Source organism: Staphylococcus sp. LKG4-2 (assembly GCF_050955665.1).
GTDB lineage: Bacteria > Bacillota > Bacilli > Staphylococcales > Staphylococcaceae > Staphylococcus > Staphylococcus saprophyticus.
Genome location: NZ_CP194532.1, coordinates 220,416 through 236,388, shown reverse-complemented (window position 1 = coordinate 236,388; position 15,973 = coordinate 220,416). Strand labels below are relative to the sequence as shown.

10 protein-coding genes and 4 pseudogenes are annotated in these 15,973 nt (G+C 29.8%); 8 read left to right on the top strand and 6 right to left on the bottom strand.

Features of this window, described 5'->3' with window-relative positions:
• Nucleotides 1-3: 3 nt before the first annotated feature.
• From ACM6UH_RS01090 to ACM6UH_RS01070, 5 genes and pseudogenes are all read right to left on the bottom strand, one after another.
• Nucleotides 4-981, bottom strand: a pseudogene (locus tag ACM6UH_RS01090) (DNA polymerase); the annotation flags it as partial.
• Nucleotides 982-1,191: 210 nt separating this feature from the next.
• Nucleotides 1,192-2,517: pseudogene (locus ACM6UH_RS01085) on the bottom strand (DUF6038 family protein).
• Nucleotides 2,518-2,550: 33 nt separating this feature from the next.
• Nucleotides 2,551-4,410 (bottom strand): AbiA family abortive infection protein, encoded by a 1,860-nt coding sequence (locus tag ACM6UH_RS01080; protein ID WP_048787305.1) that lies wholly within the window; start codon nucleotides 4,408-4,410, stop codon nucleotides 2,551-2,553.
• Nucleotides 4,411-4,819: 409 nt separating this feature from the next.
• Nucleotides 4,820-6,895 (bottom strand): DUF262 domain-containing protein, encoded by a 2,076-nt coding sequence (locus ACM6UH_RS01075; protein ID WP_433911980.1) that lies wholly within the window; start codon nucleotides 6,893-6,895, stop codon nucleotides 4,820-4,822.
• Between the two features lie 69 nt (nucleotides 6,896-6,964).
• Nucleotides 6,965-7,096 (bottom strand): hypothetical protein, encoded by a 132-nt coding sequence (locus tag ACM6UH_RS01070; protein ID WP_275114309.1) that lies wholly within the window; start codon nucleotides 7,094-7,096, stop codon nucleotides 6,965-6,967.
• Nucleotides 7,097-7,525: 429 nt separating this feature from the next.
• On the opposite strand from ACM6UH_RS01070, the gene ACM6UH_RS01065 reads away from it, so the two are divergent.
• The 8 genes and pseudogenes from ACM6UH_RS01065 to ACM6UH_RS01030 all read left to right on the top strand — a co-directional run.
• Entirely contained in the window at nucleotides 7,526-8,953 is a 1,428-nt protein-coding gene (locus ACM6UH_RS01065) for a DUF6038 family protein (RefSeq protein ID WP_433911979.1), read from the top strand.
• Nucleotides 8,954-9,078: 125 nt separating this feature from the next.
• Nucleotides 9,079-10,869, top strand: coding sequence for a cassette chromosome replicative helicase (gene cch1, locus ACM6UH_RS01060; RefSeq protein ID WP_433911978.1), 1,791 nt, complete (start codon nucleotides 9,079-9,081; stop codon nucleotides 10,867-10,869).
• 62 nt (nucleotides 10,870-10,931) lie between these two features.
• Nucleotides 10,932-11,189, top strand: a complete 258-nt coding sequence (locus ACM6UH_RS01055) for a hypothetical protein (protein WP_058332293.1) — start codon at nucleotides 10,932-10,934, stop codon at nucleotides 11,187-11,189.
• 177 nt (nucleotides 11,190-11,366) lie between these two features.
• The gene (ccrA, locus tag ACM6UH_RS01050) at nucleotides 11,367-12,716 is read left to right on the top strand and encodes a cassette chromosome recombinase CcrA (RefSeq protein WP_433911977.1); all 1,350 of its coding nucleotides are present in this window, start codon (nucleotides 11,367-11,369) and stop codon (nucleotides 12,714-12,716) included.
• Nucleotides 12,717-12,736: 20 nt separating this feature from the next.
• A complete protein-coding gene (ccrB, locus tag ACM6UH_RS01045; RefSeq protein ID WP_433911976.1) occupies nucleotides 12,737-14,365 on the top strand; it encodes a cassette chromosome recombinase CcrB in 1,629 nt (542 codons plus the stop codon).
• Between the two features lie 473 nt (nucleotides 14,366-14,838).
• Nucleotides 14,839-15,177: an SAUGI family uracil-DNA glycosylase inhibitor gene (locus ACM6UH_RS01040; protein WP_040030080.1), complete on the top strand. Its 339-nt coding sequence runs from the start codon at nucleotides 14,839-14,841 to the stop codon at nucleotides 15,175-15,177.
• Between the two features lie 95 nt (nucleotides 15,178-15,272).
• Complete coding sequence (locus tag ACM6UH_RS01035) at nucleotides 15,273-15,584, top strand: DUF960 family protein (protein WP_040030079.1); 312 nt, start codon at nucleotides 15,273-15,275, stop codon at nucleotides 15,582-15,584.
• A 14-nt stretch (nucleotides 15,585-15,598) separates the two neighbouring features.
• Nucleotides 15,599-15,850: pseudogene (locus tag ACM6UH_RS01030) on the top strand (DUF1643 domain-containing protein); the annotation flags it as partial.
• Here ACM6UH_RS01030 and cstR read toward each other — a convergent pair.
• Nucleotides 15,807-15,908: pseudogene (gene cstR / locus ACM6UH_RS01025) on the bottom strand (persulfide-sensing transcriptional repressor CstR); the annotation flags it as partial. The pseudogenes ACM6UH_RS01030 and cstR overlap by 44 nt on opposite strands.
• Between the last annotated feature and the right edge of the window lie 65 nt (nucleotides 15,909-15,973).

The window sequence follows — 15,973 nt, the reverse complement described above, 5'->3', positions numbered from 1 at the left end:
TTATTCATCCATAATCGCATCGTGTATGGGTACAATAATTTTAAACGTTTTTTGTTCGCATTGTGCTCTGTACACTTCCAATAGAATGTGTTTAAAAATATAACTCGCTACAGTTTGTACATAGAATGCCATGATACTACTACCTTGAAATGCGCTCATATCATGTTCAATACCATAAGGCATAGGCATCGATTTATTCTCATCGACGTGTTTTTTTAGTTCAATGACTTTTGTAAACTGGCTGACTACATCCAACCATTGCACTTCACTTACATATTGTTTCAACTTGAATTTAGGGCTATCGAAGTTGCCGCCAAATAGAAACGAACCAATAAATGCACGTTTAACAAGTACTCGTTGCTCATCTTGTAATTCTAATTCACTTAGTAATGCGTCATACAGTCCGTCTTTTTGATTCAAAAAGTCAATCAGTTTTGAATCTTGGGTCATGTATGCTACAACTGATGGCTCAAATGATTTAAAGTCAACTGTATACACCTTCTTATATTTTGAAGGTAAAATTGTGCGTTGGACTGCTTTAGGTAAGCCCTGAAGATTAAAATTTTTAGTTGTGATTCGATGTGTTCGTGTACCTATCAACGATAATTGTGTATATAATCGATACGTTCCATTTAATGAATGATCTAATCTATCAAATAACTGTTCGATTTTATCAGAATGTTCATCGTTCTTAGCCTTTTCAAGCATTGTTGATTTTACATCGGGTAATTTATCGATATTAAGCATAATGGGTTCCGATTCAATCTCTTTCTTTAATGCTTCCAATCCTTGATGTACTTCCACATATTGGTCTAACTTAGCTTGTTCATCAGCTAAAAGTGCATTATATTTTTGATCTAACTGCTGGCTGAATTGTTGTTGTAATAGTTGAACGTCATCTTGGTTAGATGATTTGTCCATTAACCATTGCTGTATTTTGTTACTCTGAGTCAACGACATCAGTTTGTCTCTTGTCTCCATGTAAATCTTCTCCTTTATGGTTGAAAGTGGCGCGCTCACTTTCAACTTAAAATTTGTTCAAAACGTTTTGACAAGACAATCTTAATACTAAATAGAGGTCATTGATGAAGTGGCAAAAAATTTCAAAAAAATTCCCACCAAATAAATAAGCTCAATCCCTTTATATGAGGGATTGAGCTTACCAATTATTTATTAATTTTCTACTTAACTTCAATTAGAGCTTTTCCGGTTATTCCTTCTTTTTAACAGTTGATTCTTAAATTGTTTCATTAACATTGCCATTGGGATGTTATTTTCGTGCGTCTTAATCACTTCAATTTCATTATTATATGCATTGTAAAATGATTTATATTCATTAATATAGCCATTTTTCATATCATTATAATGTTCATCCTTATTAATGTATCGGTCTATCAATGTTACAACTTGTTGCATATCATCCATAAAATATTGGAACATTTCATTGCCTATGTGTGAATGATTTTTCTGATTTAATACTGCTGCAGAACGAAAGTCTAATCGTTTACGTAACTCTAGTAAATGCTTTCTAATTTGTTCATCTTCATTAAAAAGCTCAATATTGTCATTAATGACCTTTATCTTATTATCGAAGTCATATTTTTTAGATTGCTTATTTAAGTTTTCCTTTTTGTTAAGCTCTTTATCTATCATTTTCGATACATCTCTAAGGAAATAATGCTCCATATCTCTAAATGTTTTTGTTCTATGATGCGGTTTAGCATTTCTCATTCCCCATCCATCCGCAGCTCGTTGAACTTTATTTAGTATGTTAACTAATAACCAATCTAATTGTTCATCTCTATCATATATGAATGCTTTCTCTTCATCTATATCTTCTGTTATTACATTATCTGTTAACTGATTTACAAAATAATTATTTCGAAAATCATGCTGACTTGACTTTTCACTCGTTTGATTATGTTCATCAATTTGTTCATTATATTTGTTCTCTGCAAATGTAGAATAAACAACTTCATGTATAGCAAGTGCAATTTTGTCACTTAATTCCACTTGTTTATCTATAGGTAATTGACTCATTACTTCAGAAGCTAATTGTAACTTATCGTTTATTTTACTGCCTGAATCAAACACCTTTTTTACATCTTGGTATGCTTTTTGTGCGTGTATATGTAGTCTTAATGGTTTAAATTCAATTTTATCTATATCACCCTTAAGGTTTTTAATAAAGTGAGCATATTAGGTAATATCAATATTTTCTATCGTATCTTTTCTCAGCTTTACATCTTCATCCGTAATTGCTTTCGGTATGTTATCATCTGTCATATTATTTAATAGGACACATAATATATCAAAAGCAATCCCATTGAAACTATAAGCAGCTCTTTCACTTTCACCAGAATTTTTTTGAAATTTCTTCATATCAACCTTATAAATATCAACTAATTTATCAATTCTTTTCTGCAATTGAGCTTTGTTTTTAAGACCTAAAGCTTTCTCGAGATCTTTCTTTGTATATGTTTTTTGAATTCTTTCTTTGAAATTAGATTTACTCAACCTATTCACCTCTTCGATTCATTACAATTAATATCAAAAGCTATTAATTAGTAAAGTTTCCGATTGCCTTATTAAATTAATTATTTGGGATTCTTTCAACATTTGGTCTTCAATTATTTCAGCCGAAGAATGATTGATTGGATTGTATTGGCGTAATCTATATAATTCACTCAAAAAATTATCAATGTTTTGTTTTTTATAATAATTTGGATTTAGTTCTTCAAAATCCTTTTTTACATTATTTACTTTATAATGTCTATGATAATCTGGTAACTTTCTTTTAGTATATGAAATACCTTTATAGCACATTAGTAATGAAACTATTCTATCAAAATAAGTTTTATAATAAGCAAATGCTTCTAGTGTATCACCATTTTTGTCATGAAATTTATATAAAAAGTAAAGATACCATACTTTTGAACTATTATCTGAAAATGCATTCTTTAAATTTAAGTTTAAAATATAGTTATATTCTTTATCTAGCTCTTTTAAAAAATCTTGTTTACAATATCTATCAATGTAATCAATAATTTCTGAATCTACATCTTTAACTTTACTCATTAAGTCATTATGTTGAAAATTTCTCAACAATAAGTAATTAATACTTATTGATACATCAAAAGAATTAAATTTTTCCTTATTAAATAACTCATTTAATAAAAATTTGATTAACTCACCATTATTCGTCTTTAATATAATTCTTAAAAATATATTGATTTTATAATTTATAAAATTGTAATCAGTTAAAATAAGTCGTTTTATTTTACAAATAATTGCTTCATCTTGAAATAACTCATCTTCATAATATGCTAAATATCTAAGTACTTCATCTGAAGAGTATGTAATACCTTCTTTAGTAAAATATTTATCTAATATTTTTTTAAAATTTTCATGGTTGTGAGAATACGCTAAGTTATATAAATCATCTAAAAAATAACCTATATTATATTTATCATAGAAATAAGCAATGTCAATTTCTTTTTTATTAACGTAATGATTATACAATGCAGCATTCAATGTCTCATTTACTTCGTTAGATTTTCCTAGTTTTGTTTTATTTTCATTTAAATTTAGTTTAACTTTTCTATATGCATCAATTACTGCATTTTTAATCCTTGATGATACTAAATTTAATTCATCTTCCATAGAGTTAAAAAATATATACAAATCATCTACATAACGAATAATTTGGAAATTTTCTATTTGAGGTTCATTCTGTAATACTGTCTCTAATTCATAATCAACCTTATCCAAATATATATAAGTTGCTAAATAAGATAAACTTGCACTATTTTCTACAGTAGGAAATTTGTTCCCACCGATTTGTTGTAATAATCTTTTATAAATCAAACTACTACGTGTATCAAGTACTTCTTCTCGTTCGTTTATTAATTTAAATAATAAGTTCATATCAATAGCATCAAAAAAATTGCTAATATCAAATTTATAAAAATTATCATATACACTTGAAAGTGCGTTTATATCTGCAAAAAATTTATCATAACTATTCTTATAAGAAAATTGATTTTCATTTAAATCACCTGAATAATAACACCGAACATTTTTCGACTTACGAGTGTATTCTTGATTGATATGATAACCTATTGCTTCTATGTAAAGATATACAAACGGAGAAATAAGAGACATATTTCTAAAAGAAGCACTTGTCTTTTGAGAGTAGTGAGATGGAAAATTAAAAGTGTTATATTCCTTAAAAATAGCTCCATTTTTAATAAAATTTTCAAAAAATTTTTCACTTGATATTATATTCTTACTATTTTCTGTTAACTTCGAAAATGGGTACCACTGAATGTAACTTTCTAGTTTTGACCCATTTAAATTAAAGAATGATTTACATACTTTTTCCCAATCATTGAAATTTATATTAATCACTATTAAAATACTTCCAATTAAATTACAAATTTATAATTATAATTCATCTTTATTTTTGGCTTTTATTTTAAAATAAGTTGTTCAAAATCTAATTTTTAGTTTTATTTGTGATACGCTTCTGCTTATCAGTTGATGATGCGGTTTTTAGATATTAAACTTATGAACTTAATTGTCACTGATGCCATTTAATAACTAGAATCCACACTCCTGTTTTAATAAAATAAAAACGCTATCTTCAGATGATAGCGTTAAAATTAAATTCTATATGTTTTCAATAGCAATATTATTTTTTTTACTAAAATTGTAAATATAATTTAAAATTATTATTTTTATTTTATACCCGCAAATTGGGTCAGTTCACCAATTATCCAGTTTCGCTTTATTTTAATATTAGTGTTAATACAACAACTTATTCTTTATATTCAACGTCTAATGATAGCTGATCGTATGATATATTATATTTTTCGAAAAACTTATTAATATAGTTCATTTTTCTTTCATTAGATAATATTAAAAATAAATACACACCAGGAATTATTTTTTCAGAATCCTTTATTTTTTCTTTTAGAATTACCGATTCAAAGCCATAATTTGTATCTATTTTTGTACATTCAATTAATGGATTTATATCAATTTTAGCTAGTAACTTAAATAACTCTACAAAAAATGCTTTCCATGTCTTCACAGGAATATACTCATCATTAATAAATGTAAATCCATGTATTTTATAATTAGAAAATGTTTCATTACCATCATAAATAAATAATTCTTTTTCTTCTCTTACTTCCTGTATTGTAGATTCAGGAAAACTCCAGATTTCTATTGCAGAGTTAATTAATTGGTTGGTTCTTTCAATTATTTCAGTTTCTCGCCAATTTTCACTTTTAGCTGGCAATTTGTTTAAATTAACAAAATGACTTTCTTTAAACCCTTTTACCATATTTTGTTTTTCTTCAAAACTTCTATTACTATATTTTGAATTATAACCAGTTATAGTAAGGTTACCTAAACTGTTAACATAATTATCATGGATCGTTTGATAATCCTTTCCTAATTCTTTTTTCCAATCAGAACTTAATTTTTGTGGCATTATGTGTTCGATACTATAGTCTTTATTTTTTAAACCTTCATATATTGATAAAGATTCAATATGATTGTGATTTTCTAACCTTTCAAATATATACGAGCGATACGATGAGTTGATATTATACCAATCATTATTTTTGAAGTTTCTAATTAATTCTTCATCAGTAGGAACTTTACCTGAGCCTTGTTTTTTAAGCAATAAATACAGGATAACTTCTGAATCCTGATACTGACCTTGATGTTTATCTTGAAAATGCCTAAAGTCTCTATATAAAGTAGCAATCACTTTATTTAATGCATTTGAAGGTGTTTTTGTAATTATCCTTCTTGCTATATATTTTTCCATTATTTCTACTATTTTTATAGCTTCTTCTTCCATGATTCTATCAGAAGTAAAATCATTAATAATAGCCATAATAAATGGCCTTATAACTGTTACGTTCAATTCTAAAAATCTATTTAAAATCATATCTATCTTCTTAGTTCCTGTATTACATTCAAGAATCATTTTATATGTATTTGAATAGTCATTTAGATCTTCAAATAGATCATATTTATTAAAATTCAAATCAAAATAAGTATTCTTAAATTCATTATAAACATTAGATATTTTTGGAAATTCAGCATTCTTGATTGTTAGGTAATATCTGAAAAATTTACTTACTTCAAAATGTGTATTTTCTTCTAATGGCTGCCAATAATTATGGAAATATTTATCTTGTTCAGGTATTTCTTCATTCATAAGTAAGAAATTACGTATCTTATCTGCATCAGTTAAAGCAACACCAGTTGAATTAAGACTTTCAAATATTAATTGTGGGTCATCTTCTGGTGCATTAAGATTTACAACCATAAATTGAAGTTTTTGTATCGAATTCATTAATTGATCAATTGAGATTTTCATATTATCAATACAAGAATATAAATAATTATAGTTTAATGTAATATTTGATAATTTATCATGAAACTTTTCATTTCCAAATAATAACTTATATGACTTATAATCTCTCGGGTTAGATTGTAAAATATATTTATCAGGCGTACTTAAATATTGATCTTGTAAAAAAGTATTTAGTACATAATCAGAAGTTAAACGAACATTTTGAGCTTTTTCTTCATTTTTATCCAACCAATTTTTTATAGCTAACATCAAAAGTGATAAAGTAGTTAAACGTTGTTGCCCATCAATAACAATTATATCTTGTGAATAATTACCTGGTTTTACAACAATACTACCAAAGAAATGTGACTTATTATTATTAATTTCTAAGTCTAATAAATCATCAAACATTAATTTACAATTTTCAATATGCCAATCATAATTCCTCTGATATACAGGAATATAAATCTTTACTGCACTCCTTAAAAAGTCAATCGCTGATCGAACATGTCCATCCATATTAATCACCCTTAATTTTAATATTTATATCTAATAACATTATAACGCAATATATTTTATAGGAAACTATTATTTAACATATGTGATTAATCGTGAAGAACTATTGAATAACACATTAAAATTATCTACATTTGCTTCAATTTCATTTAATATATCTACATCTTTTAAAAACTCAACTAATAATTTTTCATCATTATCCACCTGAAGTCCACCCTCTAACACAATAATAATTAATTTTGTCTAATATTAAATCTAAATACTTATATGTCTATATTAATCGTTCAAAGTATACCTTATTTGGCTAATGTTTCTTTAATATTTAATAAGCGTTGTTTATAACTCACATCATCGCAAATCTTTTTATAATATTTTGTCATACGATTTCTTTCTAGTACTTTGCTTTTAGAATTTTTTAAGTATCATCATTTTTTATTAGAAAAACTTCTATTAGTAATTTCTGAATAAAGATTATCCACATAACGTAATTCTCTTGTAAAATCTTCAAAAATGATTCTACAGTAGCCTAGATCTTAAAAGAATACCCATTTTCTTATAACTAATTGAAATTTTACTTTATAATATAATTAAAGTAAACATAACCAGTAAAGACGGTTTGAAAGGACTATCATTTTGAATTTTGAAAATTATAAATATTTTACAGGAAAAGATTTAATGAAAGAATGTAACTTAAGTGAAAAAATGTTTAAGAATAGTATGGATAAGCTCGAACGAGTTTATAAGTTAGATATCACTAGATACAAATCCAATCCATCAGCAACCAATAGCGGTTACAGTTTTAACTTATTTGAATTAGAATTATTTAAAATTTTGCTAAATAATATTGAGGACTTTCCTGTTCCAACATCTGCTAAAAAATTTGATGACATAGATTTAAGAGAGGAAGCATTAAAGAAAAATAATAGTCAATTTATTAGCTATATTACTAATATCAGCGATTCAATTGATAATATTAAAAATGATGCATTAAAAGCGCAAATTTATGCATCTGAAAACTATTCTTTTACTTTAGAATGGCTTAGTGCTCAGTCAAAGTGTAATGATGCATTGTCTTCATTTTTTAATTATACAAATTCTCTAGATTTAGATAAGAGTTCAAAATTATATAGAAAATTAGCACATAGAATTGACGAGTTACTGTTTGAAACATTAATGGAAGATAATATGACATTTGATAATGACTTCAATTTCAAGCAATTATATAAAGCTCATCAATATAATAAAGAAAACAATCCCGAAAATTTTATTATATACAACCAAGTAGAACCTGATGATTCCAAGTATTCAAATGTAAATCATGAAGTAGCTAGATATATATCAAATGAGCCAACTATAGATGAGTATAGTGAACGTACTGATAACAAATTATTAGATTTTTTCATTATTGATATATTAAACAAACTCTACCTTCCAAGTTTGAATAAAAGAATCAATCATAAAATTGTGACTGATGATATACAAAATGATGAATCGAAAATCCGTGAAAAATTAAGAAAAAAAGAAATTGTAAAATACCCATTCAACGTTAATGGATACTTTCTCAGTATTGAAAACGACTTATTTTCTAACTATCAAAGAATTATTAATACTATAAATCAATATAAAAACAGTACTTTTGATTTACAAAATTTTGAATCACGTCTAGACAATATAATAAATAGCTCCAAGCCATTAATATCAAACGATAAGTTTTTCCATATTTATAAAGAATTTTATTTGTCATTATCTAAATTTTCTAACCTATTTTATACTAATCGCCAATCTTATATTGATGATGGTATGAGTCCAAATCAAGTAGAGAGCTTCTTAAATGACTTGTATCGAATTCATCTTTTATTAGATAAATATTCACTTAATGAAGATATTGAGCCACTTTCAAAAATAAACATTACCGAATTAACGAACGTTTTCCACTTATTTGAAGAAATAAAATCTACTCAAATTAAAGACGAAATCGTCAGTAAACAAGTCAATGATTTATCTAGTTGGTCTATCGCAAAAACTCTAAGTGAAACCTTAGACAATTTAAAATTTGAATAGCACTACCAAAGGAGGTCGTCCATTTTTTTTGTTTATGGACGACCTCCTTTTTTGCGTTTAATTCTCCTTTAATATGTATTTAGCAACACAAATTTAATGCTTATATAGCAAAGGAGAGATTTATTATGAGTAACAACATATTCAAGCAATATCCATACTGGTTAGATTCAACTGCATGGTATGAACTTATTCGAGCAAAAAACAAAAATGACGAAGATAAGATAATTCGTTTATCTAGTCCAATCATCATAGAAAACAAATTTCTCGACCCTACTACAGGGGTTGAGAAATTGACTATCACGGATGGCAAAAATATTGAACGTATTGAAACGTCAGATATTCTAACGACACAAAAGTTACCTAGACTGGTTATGTTTGGGTTCAGCATCAATGAAAAGTACATTAAATCGCTAGGTAATGCACTACAATTAATGCGTCAATCACTGCCCATTTCTACATTGTATACAGGTGTAGGTGTCTTAAGTACTGATGAAGGTACTGTCATTTCATTAGATGAACCATATCTTTCAAAAGACATCAAGCAGTCTCAGGCTGATGAAATCATTTGTGAAACAAAGTATGACTTACAACCTAAAGGTACATTTGAAGGCTGGTGGCAAATGTATCTTGATGAAGTAAAAGGAAACTTGTTACTGGAGCTTGCTGTGATATTTGGTGTTTCTTCATTAGTGACTGCGTTCTTAAAAACAAAGCATGAAGTCGAATATTTTGGCACGATATTTTCATTTATGGGGAACTCTAGTACGGGTAAATCGACTGCAGCGGCATTAGCAGTTTCAATAGCAGGTAATCCATCTAAAGGTGACCAAACATTATTCAGAGGTTGGAACGGCACCCGTAATGCAATTGAAGGATACTTAAGTAATAACTTTGGTGTTCCTATTGTCTTAGATGAATTATCAGCAGCTACCTTTAAAGATACAAATGGTCTACTTTATTCCCTAGCAGAGGGGCAAGGTCGTCTACGTGCTAATCGAGAAGGAAATGTAAAAAATCCTCACCACTTTGGATCTAGTGTGATTAGTACAGCAGAACACACAATATTCAAAGATGCTAGTGCAAATGATGGTTTGAGAGCAAGATGCATCGAAATATCTGAAGCCTTTACGACAAGCGCTGACAATGCGGACGCCATTAAAAAAGGAACATCAAAAAACTATGGACACGTAATGCCGTTAGTAGCTGAATATCTTCTAAATCGTGAATCTGAAGTAATCAAGTGGTTTCATAGAGAACACGATTGGTTCAAAACTCAGCTTAACAGTGAAACAAACAATGTAGGTATTCGAATGTTCAAACGCTATGCAACAATAACGACATCAGCAAGAATATTAGAACGTGTAATTGCAACCCCTATCGATTTGGTCGCAGTTAGAGAGTACCTAGTTAGTTATCATGTAGATTCCGTAAGTGAACGCAGTTTGGCGGCCAAAGCGATTGATAGTGTGGTTCAATTCGTGGCACGCAATCGTAGTAAGTTTGCAGAAAGTAAAAAACTCTCCATAATGACTGAAAATTATGGCCTTATTGAGCTGAAAGACGATCACATTCAAGTCAAGATGCTTAAAGATGTTTTTAAACATATGTTAGAAGAAAACCAATACCAAGATGTAAAAAATGTAATAGATAGTTTAAGAGCAGAAGGATATATCCAGATGGATTCCGATCGGATAGCTATCAAACGTAATGTCAAAGATACTCAAGGCAAAACAAAAACGATCTTGTTCTACCATCTTGTATTGCCTAGTGAGTTTGCACCTGTTCTCGGTTTAAGCTCAAATTCTGAACCATACACACCACCGCAATTTGATAATAATACAACAAATAAGGAATTACTCAACAAATTTGTTAAAGATGGTAGAGAATGGGAAGAAAAGGGCGATTTAGAACTCTAAATATAAATATCGCTACAACGCGCTATGCGTTGTAGCTCATTAAATTAATCGGAGGCATAAAAATGAAAACAAACGTCAACTTATTAAATTACACAATTGATTCAGTAGAAGTCGATGATCATCAAAAACCTATTGTCGTTAATTATATCGACAGATACTACCATATGCAACAATATGTATTAACTGAAACGGAACAGAAGCTACTAAAATTTTATCACTTGTACCCTGAATTCATAAATGAAAAAGAGATAACTGAACATATTGTTCCAAGTACACAGAGTGAACGAATAACAATGCAACATGTTATCAATTCAATATAATTTGATATTTGGAGGTTGAACCATATGGACGAATTAATCACATTACTCGCTGATTTAGTGATTGAAGAAATCAATCACTTTGATGACTAATAATAACGCCCAACACCTCACTGGTGTTGGGCTCATCTATAAATTCGTTCATAAATATATATTATCACTGTGGAAGGAGGAAACAGGATGAAACAAGCAATGGGTTACTTACGACAGAGCACTACAAAGCAACAATCCTTAGCAGCACAAAAACAAACCATCAAGGTATTAGCCGAAAAACATAATATTCAACACATTACCTTTTATAGCGATAAACAATCAGGACGTACTGATAAGCGGAATGGTTATCAACAAATTACTGAACTAATTCAACAGGGACAATGTGACGTATTATGTTGTTATAGATTAAACCGACTTCATCGCAATCTTAAAAATGCATTAAAACTCATGAAATTGTGTCAAAAATACCATGTCCATATCTTAAGCGTTCATGATGGCTATTTTGATATGGATAAAGCATTCGATCGGCTCAAACTCAATATTTTCATCAGCTTGGCCGAACTAGAATCTGATAATATAGGCGAACAAGTCAAAAATGGAATCAAAGAAAAAGCTAAACAAGGTAAAATGATTACAACACATGCACCCTTTGGGTATCACTATCATAATGGTACTTTCACAATAGACACAGTAAAAGCACCAACAATAAAAGCTGTGTTCAATTATTACCTTCAAGGCTATGGTTATAAAAAAATTGCACAATATTTGGAAAAAGATAATAAGTTAATCAACCGAAAACCATATCAAGTACGTAATATTATCCTTAACCCTAATTACTGTGGCCGCGTTATCAATCAATACGGACAATATGAAAACATGTTCCCAGCTATTGTCAGTACAACGATATACGAAGAAGCTCAAGTTACCCGAACTCAGAAACAAGTAGAACGTAAGCCGTCAGAAAATCAACTCAAACAAAAAATCAAATGTCCCTATTGTCATTCGACACTCACAAACATGACTGTCCGAAAACCAGATCATTCATTGCGTTACTATGTCTGTCCGCAAAATATGAATAACGCTCGCTTTGTTTGTAAATTTAAAGGAATCAACGCACAGGAATTAGAAACAAGTGTTTTAGCGACTTGTCAGGACTTCTTTCAAAATCAACAGCTCTATTCAAAAATAAACCATACTATTCAACAACGACTCAAAAGACAAAGAGATATAGAAACTAAAACTACACTCAATCACGAGCAACTGATAGAAAAATTAGCCCAAGGCAAAATTGATGCAGAAACATTCAAAGAACAAACGCAATCATTATGTCAACAATCCAAACCTATATCATCAATCCATACGCATCAAATTCGAAAGGCTTTACAAAATGTCATTCAACAACGTTTCACGTTAAACATGTTGTACCCTTACATCGATGAAATTCATATTACCAAAAGTAAAACGCTTACAGGTATCTATTTCAAAAATGAGCCCTTAAACATCGTCAATCAAACAGCACAATCATCGATTGCTTAATCAGAAAGGATGAAAAAATCATGCAACAACTCAAACAAAAACGTGTCGGTATCTATGTCCGCGTATCAACAGAAATGCAAAGTGCAGAGGGTTATAGTATCGACGGTCAAATCAATCAAATCAAAGAATATTGTAACTTCCATCATTTCGAAGTCAAAGATATATACGCTGATCGTGGTATTTCAGGAAAGTCTATGAACCGCCCTGCACTTCAACGTATGTTACATGATGCGAATAAAGGTCATATTGATTGTGTTATGGTGTATAAAACAAATCGACTCGCACGTAATACATCAGACTTACTCAAAATTGTCGAAGATTTGCATAAACAAAATGTCGAATTTTTCAGTTTGTCTGAGCGTATGGAAGTCAACACTTCTTCTGGTAAACTCATGTTACAAATACTTGCAAGTTTTTCCGAATTTGAAAGAAATACCATTTTAGAGAATATTTACACCGGACAACATCAAAGAGCCTTAGAAGGCTATTACCAAGGTAATCTTCCTTTAGGATATAATAACATACCAGATAATAAAAAAGATTTGATGATTAATCAGCATGAAGCTAATATTGTGAAATATATTTTTGAATCTTACGCCAAAGGTCATGGTTATCGTAAAATTGCCAACGCACTCAATCATAAAGGTTATGTCACTAAGAAAGGTAATCCTTTTAGTATTTCAGCTGTTACTTATATTCTCTCAAACCCATTCTATATTGGTAAAATTCAATTCGCGAAATACAAAGATTGGAATGATAAACGTCGTAAAGGCTTGAATGATAAACCAGTAATCGCCGAAGGCAAACACACCCCTATTATTAGCCAATCATTATGGGATAAAGTCCAAGCACGTAAAAAACAAGTAAGTGAAAAACCACAAGTTCATGGTAAAGGAACCAATATTTTAACTGGATTAATTTCGTGTCCCCAATGTTCTGCTTCAATGTCTGCGAGCACAACAGTTAATACACTTAAAGATGGTACTAAAAAACGCATTCGCTACTATTCGTGTAGTAACTTTCGTAATAAAGGGTCAAAAGTATGTTCTGCGAATAGTGTCAGAGCTGATGTTATCGAAAAGTATGTTATGGATCAAATACTCGAAATAGTCAAAAGTGATAAAGTTATCAAACAAGTTGTCGAACGTGTCAATCAAGAGAATAGAGTCGATGTAGCTGCGCTCAATCATGATATTGCATATAAACAACAACAATATGATGAGGTCCAAATCAAATTAGATAACTTGATAAAAACGCTTGAAGATAATCCAGACTTAACATCTGTGCTTAAAAATACGATTCATCAGTATGAAAAACAACTCAATGACATCACAACTCAAATCAATCAACTTAAGCAACAACAAAATCAAGAGAAACCATCTTATGATACGAAACAAATCGCTGCCCTATTACAACAAATATTTCAAAACGTAGAATCAATGGATAAAGTACAACTCAAAGCATTATACCTTACGGTCATTGATCGTATCGATATTCGTAAAGACGGTAATCATAAAAAACAGTTCTACGTTACACTCAAACTCAATAATGAAATTATTAAACAACTTTTCAATGATACCCCACTCGACGAAGTGCTCCTCAGCACTTCGTCTTTATTTTTGCCTCAAACGCTCTTTCTTCAAATCTAATACAAATGTACTGTCCTTTCGTCATTCAATAACACTCATCTAACAAATATATTCAACACGCTAACAAATCATGGCTCAATGTGAAGCTTATATTGATATGACGAAAGAACATCCCAAAACAAAATATAAGTGGGATAGTAACGGGATTGGCTAACTTCATGTAAGAGAAGGATTACGCAAGCGTAATCCCAAAATCCCATTATTATTTATAAATAAATAATATAAAAAGAAAAAAGTAAATCATAACCACACCTATTAATCCAAGTGATATTAAATATATAGCTATATTTCCCGAGAAATGAGCGGGATAACGGGATTTCCTTGTCATATCAACAATTGTGACGACTTTCGATTGGGATCTTTTCTGTATTTCAGTGGGATTTCTAGGCGAAACAAATGGTATTTCAAACTTATATTATCAAAATGATGTATCACATGCATACGTCAATCCAATACATTAGGAGGTCATAACAATGACACTAGAACAACAACTCAAGCACTATATAACCAACTTATTCAATCTGCCAAAGGACGAAGTGTGGCACTGCGAATCTATCGAGGAAATCGCTGATGATATCTTACCCAATCAATATGTAAGACTTGGCCCACTCAGTAATAAAATACTTCAGACTAATACCTACTACTCTGACACACTTCACGAAAGCAATCTCTATCCTTTCATTCTCTACTATCAGAAACAGCTCATAGCCATCGGTTATATCGACGAAAATCACGATATGGATTTCTTATACCTACACAACACTATCATGCCTCTTTTGGATCAACGATACTTACTAACAGGAGGACAATAATATGCATAAATACATCAAAATTACACAATTAGTCATTACAATTCTTAGTGAAATTATCATTTGGATGAAAGAATCAGAACGAAAGGAAAACGCTTATGAATAGATATATTACCCGCGGTATCGATAACAACTTACCTATCACCTTACAACATCAATTATGGCAACTTGTAGCTCAACGTGAAAACGAACAGTCTAAGGAACTAGAAGAAATAGATTACTTTCATATTTTCCAGTTCAACATGCACAATGATCGACTATATATCAAACACAAGCAGGAACGACCAACATATGTGAAAACTCATAAGTCAAATGTCAAACATCATATCAATATCAATAGGGTCTATATCATTCGTGAAGATGATATAGACCTTTCTTATTATGTCATGCTTTTACCTGAAGAATACTAAAGGAAGTGAATACTATGAATACGATCAAAAGCACCATACACACAGAAGCAATTTTTAGCGACGATGAACAACATCGTTACTTACTCAAAAAGACTTGGGATAAAAACAAACCCGCATGTACAGTGATAACGATGTATCCTCATTTAGATGGCGTATTATCACTCGATCTTACAACAGTTCTTATCCTCAATCAATTAGCAAATTCTGAACAATATGGCGCTGTATATCTTGTAAATCTTTTTCTTCTTCCATCATTTTTACGACACCATTTAATTGACCTTGTATTCTATTTATACGATTAATCATTTTTTTATCATAAGTCATATTCATTTCCTCCACATAAATTGATTAAGTTAATAATAATAAATTAAAACAAAATTGTCAAATAC

Coding starts and splice junctions, on each gene's coding strand:
- ACM6UH_RS01075 (WP_433911980.1), bottom strand. CDS start 6,895: ATGGATGGACATGTTCGATCAGCGATTGACTTTTTAAGGAGTGCAGTA.
- cch1 (WP_433911978.1), top strand. CDS start 9,079: ATGAGTAACAACATATTCAAGCAATATCCATACTGGTTAGATTCAACT.
- ACM6UH_RS01055 (WP_058332293.1), top strand. CDS start 10,932: ATGAAAACAAACGTCAACTTATTAAATTACACAATTGATTCAGTAGAA.
- ccrA (WP_433911977.1), top strand. CDS start 11,367: ATGAAACAAGCAATGGGTTACTTACGACAGAGCACTACAAAGCAACAA.
- ccrB (WP_433911976.1), top strand. CDS start 12,737: ATGCAACAACTCAAACAAAAACGTGTCGGTATCTATGTCCGCGTATCA.
- ACM6UH_RS01040 (WP_040030080.1), top strand. CDS start 14,839: ATGACACTAGAACAACAACTCAAGCACTATATAACCAACTTATTCAAT.
- ACM6UH_RS01035 (WP_040030079.1), top strand. CDS start 15,273: ATGAATAGATATATTACCCGCGGTATCGATAACAACTTACCTATCACC.